Origin of the sequence: Salipiger sp. (genome assembly GCF_048261495.1) — a bacterium.
In the GTDB taxonomy this organism is placed as follows: domain Bacteria; phylum Pseudomonadota; class Alphaproteobacteria; order Rhodobacterales; family Rhodobacteraceae; genus Salipiger.
In genome coordinates this window covers 110460-132111 of the sequence record NZ_JBLXFX010000001.1, presented here as the reverse complement: position 1 = coordinate 132111, position 21652 = coordinate 110460, and the positions used below count along the sequence as shown (strand labels likewise).

The window sequence follows — 21652 nt, the reverse complement described above, 5'->3', positions numbered from 1 at the left end:
CCCAAAATTTTTGAAAAAATTTTGGGTTGCACCAAGGAGTCCCGTTCCGCCCGCGTCCCAGTGTATGTGATGCGCATGGATGTGAGCGACGAGGATCTGGCAGAGGCAGCCGCGGCGGGCGACCGCGCGGCCTTTGCGCTGTTGCTCGATCGCGTCTACGACCGGGTCTTCCGCCTCGCCTTCCGGCTCACCGGCGCGCGGGCCGAGGCCGAGGACCTGACGCAGGACATCTGCGCCGCCCTGCCCGCCAAGCTTGCGGGCTACCGGGGCGGGGCCCGGCTCAGCACCTGGCTCTACCGCGTCGTGGTCAACGCCGCCCACGACCGCCGCCGCCGCCACGCGACCCGGGCAAGGGCCGCCGCGGGCTGGGGCGACTGGGAACGCGCCCGGCAGGCGGCGCTCTCCGAGGCAGCCGAGCGCAGCGACTGGCTGCTCCGCGCCATGGCCGCGCTGCCGGACGATCTGCGCGACACCCTGGCGCTGGTGCTCGACGGCGTCTCCCACGCCGAGGCGGGCGCGGTGCTGGGTGTCGCCGAGGGCACCATCAGCTGGCGCGTCGCCGAGGCGCGCAAACGCCTGCGCGCGATGAAGGAGGCCGAGGCATGACCGGCAATCACGACCACGACGATCTCGACGATCTCGCCCGCGCGCTGGACGCGGCCACCCCCGCGCCGCGCCGCAAGGCCGGGGACATCGCCCTCGCGATGAAAAATTTCGACGCCCTCCAAGGATCGCGGGATGCGGCGCGTCCTACTTCCGACCGCCCGAAAGGCGGGATTTTCGGAGGAATACGCACCATGTTGTCCACCCTGTCCACCCGCGGGGCGCTTGCCGCCTCGACCGCCGTTGCCGCGCTGGCGATGGTGGCGCTGATCCCCGTGATCCAAGGCGCCGACCTCAGCCGCCCCGGCCCCGCGCCGACCCTGACCGAAGCCGACGCCCCGTTGTCGGATGCCCCGATGGCCGAGGCCCCGGTTGCCGACGCGCTGACCGCCGCGCCCCCCGCGGGCCGCGATCTGCCCGCGCCCGCACCCGCGCCGATGGCGGCCGCCGGCGCGGCGGAGGCCGCCTCGGATGCGCCGATGGAAGACCTGCGGACCTTTGCCGCCCCGGCGGCCAAGCGCATGCCGGGCATCGTCGCCCCCGACGTCCACCTGCTGCCGCCCGAGACCGGCACCGAAGCCTATCCGGACTTCGACAGCAGCGCGCTCAGGATCACCGCACAGGACCCCGTCTCGACCTTCTCCATCGACGTCGACACCGCCTCCTGGTCGATCCTGCGCAACACGCTCCGGCGCGGCGACCTGCCCCCCGCCGGGGCCGTGCGGATCGAGGAGATGGTGAACTATTTCCCCTACGACTACCCCGCCCCCGAAGCGGGCGAGGCCTTCCGCGCCAGCATCGGCGTGACGCCGACGCCGTGGAATCCCGGCACCAGGATCGTCCACATCGGCGTGCAGGGCGCGCTGCCGGCCGAGCGCGCGCCGCTCAACCTCGTCTTCCTCATCGACACCTCCGGCTCCATGCAGGACCCGGCCAAGCTGCCGCTGCTCAAGCAGAGCTTCCGCCTCCTGCTCGGCCAGCTCGCACCGCAGGACGAGGTCTCCATCGTCACCTATGCCGGCAGCGCGGGCCGTGTGCTCGACCCGACCCCGGCCTCCGAGCGCGAGACCATCCTCGCCGCGCTCGACCGGCTCGACGCGGGCGGCGGCACGGCGGGGCAGGAGGGGCTGCAACAGGCCTATGCCACCGCCGGGCAGATGACCGCCGAGGGCGAGGTGACCCGCGTCATCCTCGCCACCGACGGCGATTTCAACGTCGGGCTCAGCGATCCCGGGGCGCTCGCCGACTACATCGCCGCCAAGCGCGTCTCCGGCACCTATCTCAGCGTCCTGGGCTTCGGTCGCGGCAATCTCGACGATGCCACGATGCAGGCGCTGGCACAGGCGGGCAACGGCACCGCGGCCTATATCGACACCCTCTCCGAGGCGCAGAAGGTGCTGGTCGACCAGCTATCCGGCGCGCTGTTCCCGATCGCGGACGACGTCAAGATCCAGGTCGAATTCAACCCGGCCGAGGTCGCCGAATACCGCCTCATCGGCTACGAGACCCGCGCCCTGCGGCGCGAGGATTTCAACAACGACCGCGTCGACGCGGGCGAGATCGGTGCCGGCCACCAGGTCACCGCGCTCTACGAGATCACGCCCGCCGGCAGCGATGCCCGCCTGACCGAACCGCTGCGCTACGGCGCCGAACCGGCGGCCGGAGCGGGCGCAGCGGGCACAGCGGGCGCAGCGGGCACAGCGGCCGGAGCGGGCGCAGCGGGCACAGCGGGCGGGCCGGGCGAACTCGGTTTCCTGCGGCTGCGCTACAAGGCGCCGGGCGACACCGGCAGCCGCCTGATCGAGGCCCCGATCCTGCCCGACGCGCAGCCCCTGCCGGATGCCGGGTTCGCGCTGGCCGTCGCGGGCTTCGGCGGGCTTCTGCGCGGCGACACCTGGCTCGGCGGGTGGGGTTACGGCGATGCCATCGACCTCGCCACCGGCGCGCGCGGCGAGGATGCCTTCGGCTACCGGCGCGAGGCGATCTCGCTGATGCGGCTGGCCGACAGCCTGTCCCGCTAGACCCCGCGCGGCCCATGACGGACGCGGTCGCCCCGATCTCCCGGCCGGCGACCGCGTCCTTTCGCAAATCCGTTACCAAACCGTCACGACCCTGTCGCGCGGACGCCCCATGGCGAAGGCCGGAACCAACAGGGGGACTCCATGAAACTCCGTACTCTGTGCCTGACCTCGGCGCTGGCGATCACCGCCTCCGCCGCCGCAGCGGACATGACCTTCAACCGCATCTCCAGCTTTGCCACGCCGCTCAACATGGCCGACGGCGAAGACCGGGACCGCGCGACCTCGGCCGAGATCATCTACGCCACCGAAGACGGCATGACGCTGGTCTACACCGACAGCCCGCTGGGCGTGATCGGCCGCATCGACATCACCGACCCCGCCGCGCCCAAGCCGCTCGGCAATGTCGACATGGGCGGCGAGCCGACCTCGGTCGCCATCCTCGGCACCACGGCCTTCGTCGGGGTGAACACCTCGGAAAGCTACACCGCGCCGTCGGGCAAGCTGGTGATGCTCGACGCGCTCTCGGGCGAGGTTGCGGGCGAATGCGACCTCGGCGGTCAGCCCGATTCCGTGGCGCTGGCCAGGGACGGCAGCTTTGTCACCGTCGCGATCGAGAACGAGCGTGACGAGGATCTGGGCGACGGCCGCGTGCCCCAGATGCCCGCCGGCCATGTCGCCATCCTCGACATCGCCGACGGCGTGGCGCAGTGCGACACCCTGATCAAGGCCGATGTCACCGGCCTCGCCGACATCGCGCCCGAAGATCCCGAACCCGAATTCGTCGACGTGAACGATCTGGGCGAAATCGTCCTCACCCTGCAGGAAAACAACCACATCGTCGTGCTGAACAAGCAGGGCGAGGTGCTGAACCACTTCTCCGCCGGCTCGGTCAACCTCGAACTGATCGACGCCACCGACGAACGCGGCGCGCTGAACTTCACCGAAAGCCAGCCCGACCGCCTGCGCGAACCCGACTCGGTGCAGTGGATCGACGACACCCACTTCGCCATCGCCAACGAAGGCGACATGGACGGCGGCTCCCGCGGTTTCACCGTCTTCGCCAAGGACGGCACCGAGGTCTACGAATCCGGCACCTCCTTCGAACATGCCGTGATCCGCACCGGCCACTACCCGGACAAGCGCTCCGACGCCAAGGGTGTCGAACCCGAGGGCATGGAGATCGCCACCTTCGACGGCACGCCCTTCATGTTCCTGCTGGCCGAGCGCGCCTCGGTCGTCGGGGTCTACGACATGACCGACCCCGCCGCGCCGGTGCTGAAGCAGATCCTGCCCTCGGGCATCGCCCCGGAAGGCGCGGTCGCCATCCCGTCGCGCAACCTGCTGGTCACGGCGAACGAAGCCGACCTGATCGAGGACGGCGGCGTGCGCAGCCACGTGATGATCTACGACTACGCCGAAGGTCCGGCGCAGTACCCGACGCTCACCTCCGAAGGCGCGGACGAGCTGATCGGCTGGGGCGCGATCTCCGGCATGGTCGCGGGTGACGACGGCATGGTCTACGCGATCAACGACAGCTTCTTCGGTTACCAGCCGACGATCTTCACCATCGACCCCTCGGCCACCCCGGCCCGGATCACCAAGGCCCTGCGCATCACCCGCGCCGGAATGCCCGCCCAGAAGCTCGACCTCGAAGGCATCACCACCGACGGCGACGGCGGGTTCTGGGTCGCCTCCGAAGGCCGCACCGACCGCGTCATCCCGCACGCGATCTACCACGTGAACGCCAAGGGCGAGATCAAGGACGAGATCGGCCTGCCCGCCGAACTGCTCGCCGGGGAAACCCGCTTCGGCTTCGAAGGCGTCACCCGCGTCGGCGACACCCTCTGGATGGTCGTGCAGCGCGAATGGGGCGGCGATCCCGCGGACCACGTCAAGCTGGTGTCCTACAACACCGACTCCGGCGAATGGGGCGCCGTGCTCTATCCCAAGGCCAAGCCCGGCACCGGCTGGGTCGGCATGTCCGAGATCGTGGCCCATGGCGATTTCTTCTACGTGATCGAACGCGACAACCAGATCGGCGAAGCGGCCGTCACCAAGAAGATCTACCGCATCCCCGCGGCCGACATGGTGCCCGCCGTCCTCGGTGGCGAGCTGCCCGTCGTGACCAAGGAAGAGGTCCGCGACCTGCTCCCCGACCTCTTGTCCTGGAACGGCTACGCGGTCGACAAGATCGAGGGCCTGGCGATCACCCGGGACGGCACCGTCTACGTCTCGACCGACAACGACGGCGTCGACGACAGCTCGGGCGAGACCTTCTTCTGGTCCTTCAAACTCGACTGAGATTTCGCGGCTGACACTTTCGGCCTGAAATGTCAGAAGGCCCCGCCGGATCACCCTCCGGCGGGGCTTTTGCGATCCGTACCGCCGCGATGTACGACTCGTACGCCGGGGCGCGGCCCCGGAACCGTCACGGCACCGCGCGCCGCTTTTGCAACAGCCCCGGAATTGTGTCGGCAAGCAGGTCATAGACCAGCCGGACGCGGTGGCTCGTCCGCACCTCCCTGTGGGCCACCAGCCACACCGGATAGCGAATGTCCGGCGGCGCGCGCAGAACCCGTCGCAACCCGGCATCGGCGTCGCCCATCCCCCGGGACACCGCACAGATCCCCAGCCCGGCGCGGGCCATCTCCATCTGGACGAGGTGGCTGGTGCTGACCACCGGGAAATTCGCCTCCGTCACCGCCAGCCCGATCTGGTTCAGGTAGCCGATGTAGCGTCCCAGCGGGTCGAACCCGATGAAGGCGGCCCGCGCCAGGTCCTCCAGCCGCTTCACCGGCCCCAGCGTTTCAAGGTAGCGCGGCGCGGCGTAGAAGGCGGCGCTGTCGGTGGCGATCTGCCTTGCGATCAGGTCGGGCTGTTCGGGCCGGGCATTGCGTATGGCGATGTCCGCCTCCCGCCGCCCGAGGTCGCGCACCTCGTTCGCCGCGACGATTTCCAGCGTGATTCCGGGGGCTTGTCGTCTCAGCTTTGCGGCGACGACGGGCAGCAGCCACATCGCATAGACCTCGGAGGCGGTGACGGTGACGGAGCCTTCGGCGCCCTGCGCCTGCCCGCTCGCGGCCAGCGAGACGCGCCCCGCCGCCTCGCCCATCCGGCGCACGTGCTCGACCAGCGCCATGCCGCTCTCGGTCAGCGTCAGCCCGCGCCCCTGCCGGTCGAACAGCGTGACACCCAGTTCCTCCTCCAGCGCCGAGACCTGCCGCCCGAGCGTCGGCTGCGTCATCTTCAGCGCCCGCGCCGCCGCCGAGAGCGATCCCTCCTCCGCGGTCACGAGAAACGCCCGCGCGCGGTTCCAGTCAAAGGCCACATGTGTCCAATCCATGCATTCATGCATGGACATCATGCAGATTCTGTCAATGGAAATGTTTTTTCGCATGGGTATGTTGCAGGGACCATTCAGATCCTCGTCAGGACAAGGAATTATCAAATGAAAGCAGCAGTTTACGAAAATTACGGCCCTGCCGAGACCGTCTCCGTGACCGAAATTCCGACCCCGGTTCCCGGTCGGGGCGAGGTGCTGATCCGCGTCGGCGCCTCCGCCCTCTCCACTGCCGACTGGCGCCTGCGTGCCTCCGCCTTCCCCGGCGGGCTGTGGCTGGCCGGGCGGCTCTATGCCGGCCTGTTCCGGCCCCGGAACCGCGTGCTCGGCACCGATGTCGCGGGCGTGGTGGCCGCCGTCGGGCCCGGTGTGACCCGCTTTGCCCCGGGGGACCGGATCTTCGGCTTCATCGGCAGCGGAGGTCATGCAGACTATGCCGTCGCGCCCGAAACCGCCGCCCTTCAGAAGGTGCCCGAGGGGCTCCCGGATGCCGAGGCCGCCGCATTGCCCTTCGGAGGTCTGGCCGCGCTTGTCTTCCTGCGCGACGTGGCGCAGCTGAGGCCCGGTCAGAGCGTGCTCATCGTCGGTGCCTCGGGCGGAGTCGGGGCCTATGCCACGCAGATCGCCAAGGCGCTGGGTGCCCGCGTGACTGCCGTCGCCGGTGCCGAAAACGCCGATTTCCTGCGGGATCTCGGCGCGGACGAGGTGCTGGATTATCGCAAGGACGACCTCGCGCGGGGGCGGGAACGCCATGATCTCGTCTTTGACACCGTCGGCGCGACGACCTGGCCGATGATGCGCAAGGTGCTGAAAAAGGACGGACTTTTCCTCCCGCTGAACTTCGGTCTGCGGGATCTCGGGCACCTGCTGCGGGCACGGATCGCGGGCGGGCCCCGCATGGCGCTGCACGTGAACGACGACCGGCCCGAGGATCTGGCGGCGCTCGTCACCCTTCTCGAGCAGCGCAAGCTGCGCCCGGTCATCGGCGCGCGCTTCCCGCTCGATCGCATCGTCGAGGCCCACCGCTTCGTCGAGGCGCGGCACAAGCGCGGTGCCGTGGTGATCGACGTTGCAGAGCCCGCGGAACAGCGCCTGCGCGCATGAAAAAGCCCCGGCCGAACGGCCGGGGCTTCGCGAGATATCAGCCGATCAGTTGACGGCTTCGGCGTCCACCACGTCCTTTTCGACGGCCGGGGCGGATCCGGCGGCAATCGCGATCCGGCGCGGCTTCAGCGCCTCGGGGATCTCCCGCTTGAGGTCGATGTGCAGCATGCCGTTCTCGTGGCTGGCACCGGTCACGCGCACGTGGTCGGCCAGGGTGAACCGGCGCTCGAAGGCGCGGGTGGCGATGCCGCGGTGCAGGTAGGTGCGGCCGTTGTCCTCGTCGGCCTTGCGGGCAGAGACGACAAGCTGTCCTTCCTTCACCTCGACCGACAGGTCGGCATCGGCGAACCCGGCGACCGCGATCGAGATGCGATAGGCATCATCGGCGGTTTTCTCAATGTTGTAAGGGGGGTAGCTGGACTGGCTCACGTCGCTGGACAGGGCCCGGTCCATCAGGTCGGCGATCTGGTCGAAGCCGACGGTTGCGCGGTAAAGGGGCGCGAGATCGAAGTGTCGCATTGGTCATCCTCCGTAAAGCGATACCGTATGTGATGCGCCTTCCCATGGGCGGGACAGGCGGCTGAGAGATCCGAAGCCCTGACACAGGCGCTCCGGTTTCCTTGAATTGGGGAAGGCAGGGGGCGGTTTCAAGCCCTCAGGGCCTCACGAAACGCGCGCCTCCGGCACGACGTTCCCCACCGACGCCGACCCGCCGCGCCCCGGTCCCCGGTGTGGCGCGGGAGTCGTCCTTGCGCAGCCGCGCGGCGAGGGCGGGAACGACCCCGGCGACACCGGGCCCGAAGGCGACCGTGGTCCGCCCCCGCTCGTCCTGCCGGATCGCCGACATCACCGCGAGAATGCGCAGCCGCCCGTTGTCGCGGATGAACACCGGCGCCCCGGACGAGCCGAAGGTGACGTCGCAGTCGAACGCCAGCTCCCCGTTCCGGTAGCGCTCGACCACCGCGCAGTCCCGCTCGCGCGAGAGCACCTCCTCGCGGCCGCGCCCGTAGGAGACGACGCTGACCGTGCTGCCCTCCGGCGGGTTTTCGTGGATGATGAACGGGTCCGCCTCGGAGGAGAATATCGGCGAGGACAGCTTGAGCAGCGCAACGTCCGAGGCGATGGCCGGCCCCGACTGGTAGCCGCCCGGCGCGGGGCGATAATTCGGCGGGACGACCCAGGCCGACACCTCGCGCGCCGCGATCTGCGTGCCGCGATGGTAGCCCGCCCGGAACAGGATGCGGCCCGCCGGGATCGGCGCGGCGCTGGCACGGTCGAAGACGCAATGCGCGGCGGTGAGGACCAGGTCCCGCGCGATCAGCGCCCCTGTGCAGAACCCGCCCGGCGTGTCGAGCCGGCCGACGGCTTCCCAGCCCAGCATGGCGCCGCGGTTGTCCATCACGTCGAGCACGGCCTGTCCCTGCGCCCGCACGCCCTGCGCGGCGAAAAGCGCGGCGAGAGCCAGGGCAAGCGCCGCGGCCCGCCTCATGGCTTCACGAACTTCGCGCCGGTCTCGCGGCGGGTCCCGGCGGCCAGGACGCTGCGCACCCCGTCCTGCTCGTGGATCGAGTCCAGCAGCGTCTGCAACGGATCGGCCAGCGCCGTGCCCAGGGAAACCGGCTGGCCGTCGGCTTCCGCCTTGGCGGAAATGACCGAAACGATGGTCGGCTCGCCCTCGGCAAAGCTGAACACCGGCGATCCGGAACTGCCGAAATCGACCGTACAGCTCAGCACCAGCATGCCGTCCTGACGGTTCATCACCTTGCAGAGATCCTGCATCGACGGCGCTTCGGAGCGGTCATGGGCGTAGGACACCACGCCGACCTCGTCGCCGGTCTCCGGGCCGTGGCCGGTGCGGAACGGGGTGATTGTGGTGTTGCGGATCGGAAGCTGCAGCTCCACCAGGGCAAGATCGTTGCGCACACGGTCCGGGCTGGCGGGGCCCCGGAAATCGTAGTCGGGATGCGCGATCGCCTGCTTCACGCGGCGGTAGGCCGCCGCCCGCCCGCTGCGCCACCCGGCGAGAAACTGGATCTCCTCGACCGGCACCCGTGCGCCGGTGGCGGTGTCATACAGGCAATGCGCGGCGGTCAGCACCAGGTCGGGCGCGATCAGCGCGCCGGTGCAGAACGCCGTGCCGGAAATCTCGAGTCGGCCGACAGCTTCCCAATTGCGACCGTTCTCCCGGCTGTCCATGGAAAACAGCCCGCCTTCGGCCGAAGCCGATGCGCCGAGGCAGATCGCCAGAAAGGTCAGGATGGCTTTCAAACGCCCGCACTCCGTCTTGTTCCGGCAGGTTAGGTCGAGGATTTGTCAAAAATTGGGCGGATCCGGCGGAAATCCCCGCCGGACCGTCAGGCCAGGGCTGCCGGTTTCGGCCCCCCGGTGGCCCAGTCCAGCAGTTCCACGGTATGGACCACCGGCACCGCAGTGCCGGAGCCGATCTGCATCATGCAACCGATATTGCCCGCGGCGATGATGTCGGGCGACTTCGCTACGAGCGTGCGCACCTTGCGCGCCTTCAGCTTGCCGGAAATCTCCGGCTGGAGCAGGTTGTACGTCCCCGCGCTGCCGCAGCAAAGATGGCTGTCGGCGGGCTCGACCACCTGGAACCCGGCGCGCTTCAGAAGATCCTTCGGAAAGGTCTTGATCTTCTGCCCGTGCTGGAGCGAGCAGGCGGCGTGATAGGCAACCTTCAGATCCTTCGGCGCGCCCTCGGGAAGATCCAGCGTCATCAACACCTCGCTGATATCCTTGGCGAGGGCGGAGACCCGCGCCGCCTTCTCGGCCAGCGGCCCGGTGCGGAACATGTGGCCGTAATCCTTGACGGTGGTCCCGCAGCCCGAGGTGTTGATGACGATGGCGTCCAGCCCTTCGCCCTCCATCTCGGATGTCCAGGCGCGGATGTTGCGCTCGGCCGAGCCGTGCGCCTCGTCCGCCTTGCCCATGTGATGGGTCAGCGCCCCGCAGCAGCCGGCCCCTTCGGCGACCACCACCTCGCAGCCGAGCCGCGTCAGCAGCCGGATCGTGGCGTCGTTGATGTCGGTGTTCAGCGCCTTCTGGGCGCAGCCGGTCATCAGCGCCACCCGCTTGCGGCGTGGCGCCACGGGGGCAAAGCTTTGGGGATCGTCGTTGCGGCTGACCGGCGGGATGACCCGCGGCGCCATCTCGATCATCGCCCTGAGCCGCGGGTCCGGCAGGTATCGCGCCAGCGGGCGCGCGATCTTCGCCCCCAGCAGGGCCAGCCGGAACCGGGTCGGGTATGGGATGATCCTCGCCAGAACCCAGCGCAGCGCGCGATCCTGCCAGGGCCGTTCGTAACGCTCCTCGATATAGGCGCGGGCATGGTCGACCAGGTGCATGTAATGCACGCCGGAGGGGCAGGTCGTCATGCAGGCAAGGCAGCTCAGGCAGCGGTCGATATGGGTCACTGTCCGCGCATCCGGCACGCGATCGTTCTCGATCATGTCCTTGATGAGGTAGATCCGCCCCCGCGGGCTGTCGAGCTCGTCGCCCAGGACCTGATAGGTCGGGCAGGTCGCGGTGCAGAAACCGCAATGCACGCAGGCGCGAAGGATCTCGTTGGCGCGGGCGGTGCCGGGCTGCTTGAGCTGTTCGTCTGTGAAATTGGTTTGCATGTCGTCTCGGTTCAGGAAGAGAGGAGTTGCGCGGTGGCCAGGCCGAACCACGGGGCCGTGGTCGCCAGCAACCCGGCCAGCGTCACCCACCGGGCAAGCTGCCGGCCCCGGACCCGGCGCCGCAGCGCCAGCGCCCCGAGCGCGAGGACCAGAATCCAGGACAACCACAGCATCCCGAGCGACGGCAGCGCCCCTCCGAGGATGCGCAGCCCGATGGCCCCGGCCATTGCCGTCATGGCGATCATCGCCAGCCCGGTCAACGGCACCACCCCCGGGCGCAGCCGCATCAGGCCGACATAGATCGCCGGACCGGCGGCAAAACAAAGCACAAACGTCGCGATGGTTTCCTGCGTCATGTCATCAGACCCGGGTTCAGCAATCCCTTGGGATCGAATTTCCGCCGGATCCCCTCCGACAGGGCGGCCACGGGGGCCGGTTCGGGATGGAAGGCGGGAAGCAGGGCTCGGCTCGCCTCGCCCGCACGCACCAGCATGGCGTGGCCCGCAAGCGGGTTGATCAGCTTGCGCGCGTCCACGCCCGCCTTCATCAGCGCCCAGACCAGCCCGCCGCCCCAGTCGTAGAGCACCGCTTCGGGCGACAGCCGCGCGACAAGGCCCGGCGCGTCCGACGGCTTGCAGGAAAGGCGCCAGACATCGCCCACCGCCCCGTGAAACGGCGCCACGTCGCGGATGCCCGCCCAGAGTGCCGCCACCGCACCGGCGTCGGTCTCGACCGAGACCTCCCGACCCGCAAACAGCTCCCGCAACCGGCCGGCCCGGTAGGCGACCGATTCGGAAAACCCCTCGATCCGCAGCAGGGTCTCGCCGCGACCCTCCGCCCCGACGGGGAGATGCGCCGCCCCCGTCACCTCGAAGGGCGACCCCAGCGCCTCGGACATGACGCGCACGGCCTCCGTCTCGGCCAGTCCCGCGATGCGCAACGTGGCCGAACTCTCCGGCGTCGGAAGCACCTTGAAGGCGACCTCGCTCAGCACCCCGAGCGTGCCCCAGCTCCCGGCCATCAGCTTGACCAGATCGTAGCCGGTGACGTTCTTCATCACCCGCCCGCCGTTGCGCACCACCGTCCCGGTGCCGTCGACAAAGCGCACGCCGAGCATGTAATCCCGGCAGGCTCCCGCCTGGATACGCCGCGGGCCCGAAACATTCGCCGCCGCCATGCCGCCGACGGTAGGCTCCCCACCGGTGCCGAGCAGACCGCGGTGATCCATCGGCTCGAACGGCAGGCGCTGCCCCTCCGCCGCCAGCGCCGCCTCGACCTCGGCCAGGGGCGTCCCCGCCCGCGCCACGAGGGTCAGCGCGCCCGGCTCGTACAATGCGATCCCCGACAGTCCGCCGGTCTCGAGAACTTCGCCCGTCACCGGCCGTCCGATGGCGCGGGTTCCGCCGCCCCGCACATGCAGCGGGCCGCCCGCCGTCCTGATCATCTCGGCCAGTTCGGCCTCGGTTTCTGGTCTCATGGTCTTCTCTGGTTTCCAAATATCCCGGGGGAATCGCCGGAGGCGATGGGGGCGGCGCCCCCGCTACGCCGCCAGGCCGCGCTCCCGCCGGGGTTTCGAGACACCCAGCGGGAACACCTTTGCCGGGTTGAGCAGCCAGTCCGGATCGAACACGTCCTTCACCGCCATCTGCGCCTCGAGATCGGCGGGATCGTACTGGGTCTCCATGAGGTCGCGCTTCTCGATCCCCACGCCGTGCTCGCCGGTGAGACAACCGCCCACCTCCACGCAGAGCTTCAGGATGTCCGCGCCGAAGGCCTCGCACAGCTCCAGATCGCCCGGCTTGTTGGCATCGAACAGGATCAGCGGATGCATGTTGCCGTCCCCGGCGTGGAACACGTTGGCGACCTTCAGGCCGTATTGCTCCGACATCTCGCCGATCCGCGACAGCACTTGCGGCAGCGCGGTCACCGGGATGGTCCCGTCGAGGCACATGTAGTCGTTGATCTGGCCCATCGCCCCGAAGGCGCTCTTGCGGCCGAGCCAGATGCGCCCCGCCTCGTCGGCATCCTTCGCCTCGCGCAATTCCACCGGGTCGTGGCGCCGGGCGATCTGCAGGATCAGGCCGAGCTGTTCGTCGATCTCGGCGGGCGACCCCTCGACCTCGACGATCAGAAGCGCCTCGCACATGGGATACCCGGCATGGGCAAAGGCCTCGCAGGCCTCGATGCAGGGGCGGTCCATGAACTCGATCGCGACGGGCAGCACACCGGCCTTGATGATGTCGGACACGCAGGCCCCGGCCACCTCGTTCGCATCGAATCCCATCAGCACGGGTCGCGCCCCCTCGGGTTTGCGCAGGATGCGCAGGGTCGCCTCCGTCACCACGCCGAGCTGCCCTTCGGAGCCGCAGATCACCCCGAGCAGATCCAGCCCCGGCGCATCCAGATGCGCGCCGCCGATCTCGACCACGGTGCCGTCCATCAGCACCATGGTCACCCCGAGCAGGTTGTTCGTCGTCACTCCGTACTTGAGGCAATGCGCCCCTCCGGAATTCATCGCGATGTTCCCGGCAATGGCGCAGGCCAGCTGCGACGAGGGGTCCGGCGCATAGAAGAAGTCCGCCTCCTCCACCGCGCCGGTCACCGACAGGTTGGTGCGCCCGGTCTGCACGCGGATGATGCGGTTGGCATAATCCGTCGCCAGCACCGCGTTCATCCGGGCCACGCCGAGGATCACGCAATCGGCCGTCGGCAACGCACCGCCCGCAAGCGAGGTGCCGGAGCCGCGCGGCACCACCGGCACGCCTTCCTCGTGGCAGATCCTCAGCACCGCAGACACCTCTTCCGTCGAGGAGGGCAGCACCGCGCAGAGCGGCGGGCAGCGGTAGGCGGTGAGGGCATCGCATTCGTAGGCGCGGGTTTCGAAGGCATCGTCGATCACCGCATCCGCGGGCAGAACGCCGCGCAACCGCGCGACGATCTCGGATTTTCGGGCCAGCACGCTGGCATCGGGTTCCGGCATCTGCATGGGCACCTCCCTTGAATTGGTAAAGTCATATAACCAATTTCCCGCATTCGCCAGACCTTTTCCCCTGCGCGCTTGCGGCATCTTGCGCATCACAGTGAAAAGATAGCACTAACGGAGCATGGACTGGGTCAAGATCGTACATCTGCTTTGCGTCATGGGATGGATGACCTCCATCTTCGCCGTGCCGCGCGCGCTGATCTATTGGAAGCGCGAACATGCCCGTCTCGGGGAATTCGGACCGCTGGGCGATCTGACGCTGCGCCTCTATCGCTTTTCGGCCGGTCTCGGCGTGATCGCGGCCGCGACGGGGCTCTGGCTGGCCGCCGACTGGTCCTGGCCGGCCTGGGTGCATGTCAAGCTGGTGCTCGTCCTCCTGCTGGCCGGGCATTACGTCTGGACCGGCGTGCTCGTCATGCGCGCCAAGCGCGGAGACTTCCGGGAAAGCGATCTTTTCCTGCGCATTTTTAACGAAATCAGCGTCGTGGCGGTGATCGCGATCCTCTGGGTCGTCGTGGCCAAGCCGTTCTGACGTCATGGCGGATCTTTCCCACCTCGCGCATTTCTCGCCCGTCGACCTCGTCGCGGTGATGGTGCTGGTCATCTGCTGGGCCGGAAGCACCCTGATCATCGAGAATCCGCCCGCGCGGCGCCCCTCGGTGTCGCGTCTGATGGCGAATTACCGGCGGATCTGGATGCACCAGTTCGTGACCCGCGAACCGCGGATCTTCGATTCCCAGATCGTCGGATCGCTGCGGCAGAGCACGGCCTTCTTCGCCTCCGCCTCGATGATCGCGATCGGCGGCATCTTTGCCCTGCTCGGCAATCCGGACCGGCTGCGGGGCGTGGCGGACGACCTCGCGGTGGGCAACGACCCCGAGGTGGTGTGGGAGGTGAAGCTCATCCTCACCCTTCTCTTCGCCGCCAATGCCTTTCTGAAATTCGTCTGGTCGAACCGGCTGTTCGGCTACTGCTCGGTGATGATGGGGGCGGTGCCCAACGATGCCTCCGAAACCGCCTATGCCCGCGCCGGGAAGGCGGCCGAGATCAACATCTTCGCGGCCAAGAGCTACAATCGCGGCCTGCGCACGGTGTATTTCGGCATCGCGTCGGCAGCCTGGCTGGTCGGGGCCGCGCCGCTGATCGGTGCGGCGCTGCTGGCCCTGATCGTGATCCTGCGGCGGGAGTTCGTCTCCCGGTCGCGCGAAGTGCTCGTGGCACCGGACCCGGAGACGGATCGCTGATCCGGGATCAGCGGCGCCCCTCGCGCAGCCAGGCTCCGACGATGAAGGCCGAGGCCAGCAGCAGCGTCAGCCAGGCGGGCAGCAGCGGGATCTGTGTCACGTCCATCGTCTCGTAGGCCTCGCGCGGGGTGATGCCGGCCCAGCCGCGACCGGCCGCGGGACGACCGGCGCTGACCGCGCGGATCGTCGGCACCCCGTCCTCCAGCCGGAGCACGCCGCCGCGCATGGAGTCGATCACCGGCTCCAGCGCCTCGCCGCTGGCGATGGTCTGCTCGAATTCCTTCGGGGCCGAGGGGCCGAGGCCGATTACGGCTTCCTGATCGCCTTCCTTCAGTCGGTAGAGGCCGATCTCGGGCCCCTCGTAGATCGCTTCGAAGCGGCCGGGCGAGACCTCTTCCAGCGTCACCTCCTCGGTTTCGCCATCGGGGCGGGTCACGGTCACGGCGCCGACGCTGTCTTCGAGCGTGCGGCGGATGATGCGCATGGTCTGGCCGGTGGGTTCGGCCCAGATCGCCTCCTCCTCGAGCTCGGGTTCCTTCATCATCCAATGCGCGAGGCGGCGCAGCAGGTCGAGCTGCGGCCCGCCGCCTTCGAACCCGCGCGACCAGAGCCAGGCCTGGTCCGAGGCAATCAGCGCCACGCGCCCTTCGCCCACGCGGTCGAGCACCAGCAGCGGACGGTCCCCCGCGCCGGACATGACCACGTCGGCGTCGGGCAGAGGTTCAACCTCGACCTGCCGCAGCCAGCGGCCCCAGGTTTCCGCGCCGAGCAGCCCGGCGGTGACAGGGTGGCGGTGGCCGAGATCGGTGACGGTCGGCCGGAAGCCTTCCTCCACCACGCGGGCGGTAGGTTCGGCCGGCAGGATATCGGCAAGCGGAGAGCGGTAGATGCTGTCGGCCGAGGCGAAATCCGGCCCGGCGGCGACCAGCACGGCGCCGCCCTTCTCGACATAGTTGCGCACGTTGTCGAGGTAGATCGCGGGCAGGATGCCGCGCCGCTTGTACCGGTCGAAGATGATGAGGTCGAAATCCTCGATCTTCTCCAGGAACAGCTCGCGCGTGGGGAAGGCGATCAGCGAAAGTTCGGTCACCGGTACGCCGTCCTGCTTTTCCGGCGGGCGCAGGATGGTGAAATGCACGAGGTCGACCGAGCTGTCGGATTTCAGCAGGTTGCGCCAGGTGCGCGACCCGGCATGAGGTTCGCCCGACACCAGCAATACGCGCAGGCGGTCGCGGACGCCGTTGATCTGCACAAGCGCGGTGTTGTTGCGGTCGGTCAGTTCGCCCTCGGCGGTGTCGACGGTGAACTGGATCACGTTCAGCCCGCCGTGGGGCAGGGTGATCGGCAGTTCCACATCCTCGCCGACAGGAACCGTCAGGCTTTGCGGTTCCGCACCGTCGACCGAGATTCGCAGTTGTGTGCGGTCCGCCGCCGGCGCGGCGCCGTCATCCTCGACCCGGACGGTCAGGGTGACGGGCTCTCCCAAGATGGCGAAGGCGGGGGCATTGCGCACGATGAGGCGCCGGTCCCAGTCCTCCTCGCGGCCGGTCATCAGCAGGTGCATCGGCGCGGGCAGCGACGGCGCGCGGTCGAGATCGTGCAGGCGGCCATCCGACAGCAGGAACACCCCGGCGATGCGGCCGCGCGGTTCCTCGGCCATCGCCTCGGAAAGGGCGGTCATCAGCAGGGTTCCGGTATCGCCCTCGCCGTCGCCGACCTCGATCCGGCGGATTTCGGTATTGGGACGCGCGGCCAGGCGTGCCTCCAGCGTGGCGGCGGCGTCCTCGGTGGTCGTCAGCCGGTCCGAAAGGTTCTGCGAGGCCGAGGTGTCGACCACCATCAGCACGATGTCGGACAGCGGCGCACGATCCTCCTGCTGGAAGGACGGCTGGGCCAGCGCCGCGATCAGCACGAACCCGGCAAAGAAGCGCAGCGGCCAGCCCGCCAGCCCGCGCCACAGGGCAAGGATCACCCCCGCGACGGCAAGGACGCCGAGCACGGCGATCACCGGCCACGGCAGCAGCGGGTCGAAGACGATCTGTCCGGTCATTGTCCCAGCCTGTCGAGAAGCGCAGGCACGTGAACCTGGTCGGATTTGTAGTTGCCCGTGAGCACGTGCATCACGAGGTTGACCCCGAAGCGGTAGGCGATCTCGCGCTGGCGTTCCCCTGCAAAGCCGGAGCCGATGCGGATCATCGGATTGCCGCGCTCGTCCATCGCCCAGGCCGAGGCCCAGTCATTGCCGCCGATCACCACCGGCGTCACGTTGTCGTTGAGGTTGCGGAACGGCATCCCCTCGACCAGTTCGGCATCGGGGGGCGCGGCTTCGACCCAGACATCGCGGCTGTTGTAACGGCCGGGGAAATCCTGGAGCAGGTAGAAGGTGCGGGTCAGCACGTGGTCCTGCGGCACCTGTTCCAGCGGCGGAATGTCGAGCGGCGCGGCGAGGTCGCGCAGCTTGCGCCCCTCGGGCGAGGCGGCGCCGAAGCCCGCCACATCCGCGTCGCGCGTGTCGAACAGGATCATCCCGCCGGAGCGGAGATATTCGTTGAGCTTGGCATAGGCGGCAGGCGACGGGGTTGGCTGGCTGGGCGTGACGGGCCAGTAGAGCAGCGGAAAGAAGGCCAGCTCGTCGGTTTCCAGGTCCACGCCCATCGGTTCCGCCGGCTCGACAGAGGTGCGGAAGAACAGGATCTCGGACAGGCCGAACAGCCCGGCCTGCGCCACGTCGTCGATGCGCGGATCGCCGGTGATCACATGTGCCAGCGTCACCTCGGCCGTGGCCTGGAGCGCAAAGCCGTCATCCGGCGCGGCCTCCTGGGCACGGCTGTCGACAGGCATCAGCATCAGCCCCGCGAGCAGGGCCGCCGCCACGGGCCGCCCGCCGCGCAACCGTCCGGACAGCGCGAGCGAGGCGATGACATCGGCCAGCAGAAGGGCGATGGCCAGCGCCAGCAGCCAACCGCCGAGCGGGGTTTCCTGCGGGCGGGACAGGCCTTCGACGGGGACGCCGTCGGGCCATGTGACGGGCTCGAACCGGGTCTCCGCGGTCACGACGTTGCGGGCAAGGCTGCGATCCTCGCCCTGGTAGAGGCCGGGGCGCAGGTTCGGGCCGAGCGGATCGACCAGAAGCTTCGGTCCTTCGACGCCGGGCAGGGTGCCCGCGTCGCGCACGTTGCCGAAGGCGTCCAGCACCCGGATCGGTTGCCAGACCGTGCCGTCCAGTTCGGCGGCATCGGGCCGGGCGGGCATGGAGGACACGGCCAGCCGGTCCAGCATCCGCACGAACAGCCCGGAGAGCGGCAGGCTCGACCATTCCGCATTCGCGGTGACATGGAACAGAACGATCTGTCCCTGCCCCTCGCGCTTGCGCGTGACCAGCGGCGTGCCGTCCGAAAGCTGCGCGATGACGCGGTCGGCCAGCGTCGGGTCGGGCTGTGCCATGACCTGCGACGCCACCGTCACGTCCGCCGGAATGTCGAGCCCGAAGAACGGGCTTTCCTCGGCAAAGGGCGCAAGGGTCTTGGGTTCGCCCCAGCTCATCGCGCCGCCGACGCTGCGGCCCCCTGCGCGCAGGCGCACGGGCATGAGCGGGTCTTCGGAATCCCGGCTGATGTCGCTTGCGGCAAGGCGCGGCCCGGCGAAACGCAGCAGGGTGCCGCCCTTCTCGACCCACTCCAGCACGCCATCCTGCTCGGCGGGGGAAAGGGTGGCGACATCGGCCAGGACGATCACGTCGGGATTGGCGGGCAGCACTTCGGTCAGCGATCCGTCGAGCAGGTCGGCGGTGGGGACAAGCGCCTTCTGCAGGTAGTAGAGCGGCGAGAGCAGCTCCAGCCCCTCGCGGTTGTCGTTGCCGGCGATCAGCGCAACCTCCCTGCGGCGCAGGGAATCGTCGGGCAGGGTGACGGCGCCGACGCTGCGGGCGCCGTCGATCTCGAACCGGGTGATCCGCGCGCGCAGCTCGGAGGGCAGGTTCAGTTCCAGCTCGGCCTCGGTCGCGTTCTGGTCGAAGGTCAGCGGGGTGCGCACCAGCACGGCGGGATTCCCGGCGGGATCCAGCCCGTGCCCGGCGATCGTCACCTCGGCAGCGGGGCCGGGGCGCAGACGGCGGGCGGCGAGCAGGATGTGCCCGTCCTCGAACCGTGCCGGGGTCAGCGCGTAGTGCGACCGGGGGCTTTCGAAGATCGTCACGGCGCCGCGCGCTTCCAGCGCGTCGAGCAGCCCGCCGCGCGAGCCCCGGGCAAGGCCGTCGGACATCCAGTAGGTGTCGAAATTCCCGTCCGGAAGCAGGGCCAAGGCGCGCTCGACCTGCGCCGGTTCGGGTTGCCACGGCTCCGGCAGGATGCCGGTGAGACGCGACCGCAGCACGCCGGCGGCCTGGAATTGAGGCGGTTGCGGATCGGTCAGACGGATCAGCGCCACCGGGCGGGACTCGCGTTCGGCCCGCGACAGCAGCGCGTCGAGGCCCTGCATCTCGGCCCGCCAGTCCGCCGCGCTGGACCAGCTTGCATCCGTCACCACGAGGATCGGCCCGGTGCCGGTGATCCGGTCGTCGGTCTCCGGGTCGAGGATCGGCCCGGCAAGTCCGATGATGACGGCAGCCGCCGCCAGCATCCGCATCAGCAACAGCCACCACGGCGTGCGGTCGGTGATCTGGTCGTCGTCCTGCAGGCCGAGCAGCAGCACGACCCCGGGAAACATCCGCCGGATCGGTGCCGGGGGCACCGCGCGCAGGATCACCCAGAGCACCGGCAGCGCTATGAGCCCCAGCAGCAGCCAGGGTGCGGCAAAGCCCAGTGGGCCGATCATCGTCATCCGTGGCCTCCGTCCATCGCGCGGTAGAGCCAGAGCAACGCATTCTGCGCGCTGTCCGAAGTGTGGTGGCAAGAGTATTGCCAACCCGTTAACCGGCACAGATCCCGGATGCGGCCCTTGCGCTCGGCCAGGCGCTGCAGGTAGCGGTCGCGCAGGTCGCCGGCCTTCAGGGTTTCATGGGCGACGGTCTTGCCGACGCTTTCGAAGATCGTGCGGCCCTTGAAGGGGAAGCTTTCTTCGGAGGGGTCGAGCACCTGCAGTAGCGCGCCGCGCACGCCGCGGTCGGCGGCCTTTGTCAGCGCAGCCTCGACCGGCGCGAGATCGCCGAGGAAATCCGAGACGAACAGCGCCCGCGCATGGGGCAGCATCCCGCGCGCCTCCGGGGGCGCGTAATCCTCGGTGCCGTCGGTGGCCAGGGCCTCGGCCAGGCGCAGGATCTGGATGTCGCCGTTGCGCGGCGGCAGGGACCAGCCGGTGAAGCCCACCCGCTCGCCGCCACGGACCAGCAGGATCGACGCCGCCAGCGCGACCAGGCGCGCGCGGTCGCTCTTGGTCGGCAGGTCCTTGCCCGAGGAAAACCGCATCGACGCGCCGGTATCGACCCAGAGCATCACGCTCTGGGCGATCTGCCATTCGCGTTCCCGCACGAACTGCTCGTCGCCGCGGGCCGAACGCCGCCAGTCGATGTTGCGGTAGCTGTCTCCGGGCCGCAGCGTGCGGTACTGCCAGAAATCGTCGCCCAGACCGGAACGCCTGCGCCCGTGCTCTCCCAGCAGAACGGTCCCCGCGAGATGCTCGGCCCGCGCCAGAAGCGCCGGAAACCGCGAGGCTTCTTCCTGCGCGTCGCGGCGAAGAAGGGCGATCTGGTCGCTCAAGCGGCGGCCTCGGTGCGGATCAACCCGCCTGCGATATCGTCGATGATCGCGCCGAGATCCTCACCCCGCGCTCGCGCCGAGAAGGTCAGCGCCATGCGGTGCACCAGCACCGGGCGGGCCATGTCGATCACGTCCTCGGGCGAGGGCGCAAGCCGTCCCTGAAGCAGGGCGCGGGCGCGGACGGTGAGCATCAGCGCCTGCGCGGCGCGCGGGCCGGGGCCCCAAGCGACCGTGTCCTTGACCCGCTGTCCGGCCGACGGATCGGAGGGGCGGAAGGCGCGCACGAGGTCGAGAATCATCTCGACCACCGCATCGCCCACCGGCATCCGCCGCAGCAGGCGCTGGGCGGCAAGCAGGGAGACCGGGTCGAAAACCTGGTGCGCTTCGGCCTCTTCCGTCCCGGTGGTGGCCAGCAGGATGTCCCGCTCGGTCTTGCGGTCGGGATATTCGACGTCGATCTGCACGAGGAAACGGTCGAGCTGCGCTTCGGGCAGGGGATAGGTGCCCTCCTGCTCGATGGGGTTCTGCGTCGCGAGAACGTGGAACGGAAGTTCGAGCGCGCGCGTTTCCCCGGCGACCGTGACCGCCTTTTCCTGCATTGCCTGAAGCAGCGCGGACTGGGTGCGGGGCGAGGCGCGGTTGATTTCGTCCGCCATCAGCAACTGGCAGAAAATGGGACCATGTATGAACTTGAAGGCCCGCGACCCGTCCATCCCCGTCTCGAGAACCTCGGAGCCGAGGATGTCGGCGGGCATCAGATCTGGGGTGAACTGGATCCGATTGCCGTTCAGCCCCATGACCGTCGAGAGCGTTTCGACCAGCCGGGTCTTGCCCAGTCCCGGCAGACCGATGAGCAGACCATGACCGCCGCAGAGCAGCGCGGAGAGGGTCAGGTCGACCACGCGCTCCTGACCGATGAACCGCTTGGTGATCGCGGCCTTCGCGTCCGCGAGTTTGACTTCCAGCGCCTCGATCTCGGCGACAAGGTCTTCGGCCATCTGGTGACTCCTTGCAATTCATCATTTA

18 protein-coding genes are annotated in these 21652 nt (G+C 69.0%); 6 read left to right on the top strand and 12 right to left on the bottom strand.

The features are described from left to right. Positions 1–75: 75 nt before the first annotated feature. From ACN0RJ_RS00625 to ACN0RJ_RS00615, 3 genes are all read left to right on the top strand, one after another. Positions 76–606 carry an RNA polymerase sigma factor gene (locus ACN0RJ_RS00625; protein ID WP_417723080.1) on the top strand — a complete coding sequence of 177 codons (531 nt, stop codon included), beginning with the start codon at positions 76–78 and terminating at the stop codon, positions 604–606. Further along, complete coding sequence (locus tag ACN0RJ_RS00620; protein ID WP_417723079.1) at positions 603–2624, top strand: vWA domain-containing protein; 2022 nt, start codon at positions 603–605, stop codon at positions 2622–2624. The genes ACN0RJ_RS00625 and ACN0RJ_RS00620 overlap by 4 nt, the downstream gene beginning before the upstream one ends. A 141-nt stretch (positions 2625–2765) precedes the next feature. Continuing rightward, the gene (locus ACN0RJ_RS00615) at positions 2766–4925 is read left to right on the top strand and encodes an esterase-like activity of phytase family protein (protein WP_417723078.1); all 2160 of its coding nucleotides are present in this window, start codon (positions 2766–2768) and stop codon (positions 4923–4925) included. Positions 4926–5052: 127 nt separating this feature from the next. On the opposite strand, the gene ACN0RJ_RS00610 is transcribed toward ACN0RJ_RS00615, so the two are convergent. Next, positions 5053–5967 (bottom strand): LysR family transcriptional regulator, encoded by a 915-nt coding sequence (locus ACN0RJ_RS00610; RefSeq protein WP_417723077.1) that lies wholly within the window; start codon positions 5965–5967, stop codon positions 5053–5055. Between the two features lie 105 nt (positions 5968–6072). On the opposite strand from ACN0RJ_RS00610, the gene ACN0RJ_RS00605 reads away from it, so the two are divergent. Next, positions 6073–7068: an NAD(P)-dependent alcohol dehydrogenase gene (locus tag ACN0RJ_RS00605; RefSeq protein WP_417723076.1), complete on the top strand. Its 996-nt coding sequence runs from the start codon at positions 6073–6075 to the stop codon at positions 7066–7068. 45 nt (positions 7069–7113) lie between these two features. Here ACN0RJ_RS00605 and ACN0RJ_RS00600 read toward each other — a convergent pair whose 3' ends face one another. The 7 genes from ACN0RJ_RS00600 to ACN0RJ_RS00570 all read right to left on the bottom strand — a co-directional run bounded on the left by ACN0RJ_RS00600 (position 7114) and on the right by ACN0RJ_RS00570 (position 13692). Continuing rightward, positions 7114–7587, bottom strand: a complete 474-nt coding sequence (locus tag ACN0RJ_RS00600; protein ID WP_417723075.1) for an Hsp20 family protein — start codon at positions 7585–7587, stop codon at positions 7114–7116. Between the two features lie 136 nt (positions 7588–7723). Further along, positions 7724–8557: a trypsin-like serine peptidase gene (locus tag ACN0RJ_RS00595; RefSeq protein ID WP_417723074.1), complete on the bottom strand. Its 834-nt coding sequence runs from the start codon at positions 8555–8557 to the stop codon at positions 7724–7726. Beyond that, positions 8554–9336: a trypsin-like serine peptidase gene (locus ACN0RJ_RS00590; RefSeq protein WP_417720618.1), complete on the bottom strand. Its 783-nt coding sequence runs from the start codon at positions 9334–9336 to the stop codon at positions 8554–8556. The genes ACN0RJ_RS00595 and ACN0RJ_RS00590 overlap by 4 nt, the downstream gene beginning before the upstream one ends. A gap of 86 nt (positions 9337–9422) precedes the next feature. Then, positions 9423–10706: a glycolate oxidase subunit GlcF gene (glcF, locus tag ACN0RJ_RS00585; RefSeq protein ID WP_417723073.1), complete on the bottom strand. Its 1284-nt coding sequence runs from the start codon at positions 10704–10706 to the stop codon at positions 9423–9425. Between the two features lie 11 nt (positions 10707–10717). Further along, positions 10718–11062, bottom strand: a complete 345-nt coding sequence (locus tag ACN0RJ_RS00580) for a hypothetical protein (RefSeq protein WP_417723072.1) — start codon at positions 11060–11062, stop codon at positions 10718–10720. Further along, positions 11059–12183, bottom strand: a complete 1125-nt coding sequence (locus tag ACN0RJ_RS00575) for an FAD-binding protein (RefSeq protein ID WP_417723071.1) — start codon at positions 12181–12183, stop codon at positions 11059–11061. The genes ACN0RJ_RS00580 and ACN0RJ_RS00575 overlap by 4 nt, the downstream gene beginning before the upstream one ends. 63 nt (positions 12184–12246) lie before the next feature. Further along, positions 12247–13692: an FAD-linked oxidase C-terminal domain-containing protein gene (locus ACN0RJ_RS00570; protein WP_417723070.1), complete on the bottom strand. Its 1446-nt coding sequence runs from the start codon at positions 13690–13692 to the stop codon at positions 12247–12249. Between the two features lie 118 nt (positions 13693–13810). On the opposite strand from ACN0RJ_RS00570, the gene ACN0RJ_RS00565 reads away from it, so the two are divergent. Both ACN0RJ_RS00565 and ACN0RJ_RS00560 read left to right on the top strand, forming a co-directional pair. Then, complete coding sequence (locus ACN0RJ_RS00565; RefSeq protein WP_417720613.1) at positions 13811–14221, top strand: CopD family protein; 411 nt, start codon at positions 13811–13813, stop codon at positions 14219–14221. 4 nt (positions 14222–14225) lie between these two features. Next, positions 14226–14933, top strand: a complete 708-nt coding sequence (locus ACN0RJ_RS00560; RefSeq protein ID WP_417720612.1) for a DUF599 domain-containing protein — start codon at positions 14226–14228, stop codon at positions 14931–14933. A gap of 7 nt (positions 14934–14940) precedes the next feature. On the opposite strand, the gene ACN0RJ_RS00555 is transcribed toward ACN0RJ_RS00560, so the two are convergent. The 4 genes from ACN0RJ_RS00555 to ACN0RJ_RS00540 are packed head-to-tail and all read right to left on the bottom strand — an operon-like array spanning position 14941 to position 21624. Beyond that, a complete protein-coding gene (locus ACN0RJ_RS00555; RefSeq protein WP_417723069.1) occupies positions 14941–16983 on the bottom strand; it encodes a glutamine amidotransferase in 2043 nt (680 codons plus the stop codon). After that, entirely contained in the window at positions 16980–19751 is a 2772-nt protein-coding gene (locus tag ACN0RJ_RS00550; RefSeq protein WP_417723068.1) for a DUF4159 domain-containing protein, read from the bottom strand. Before ACN0RJ_RS00550 ends, ACN0RJ_RS00555 begins: the two co-directional genes overlap by 4 nt. Then, a complete protein-coding gene (locus tag ACN0RJ_RS00545) occupies positions 19748–20626 on the bottom strand; it encodes a DUF58 domain-containing protein (RefSeq protein WP_417720609.1) in 879 nt (292 codons plus the stop codon). Before ACN0RJ_RS00545 ends, ACN0RJ_RS00550 begins: the two co-directional genes overlap by 4 nt. After that, the gene (locus ACN0RJ_RS00540) at positions 20623–21624 is read right to left on the bottom strand and encodes an AAA family ATPase (protein WP_417720608.1); all 1002 of its coding nucleotides are present in this window, start codon (positions 21622–21624) and stop codon (positions 20623–20625) included. The genes ACN0RJ_RS00545 and ACN0RJ_RS00540 overlap by 4 nt, the downstream gene beginning before the upstream one ends. Between the last annotated feature and the right edge of the window lie 28 nt (positions 21625–21652).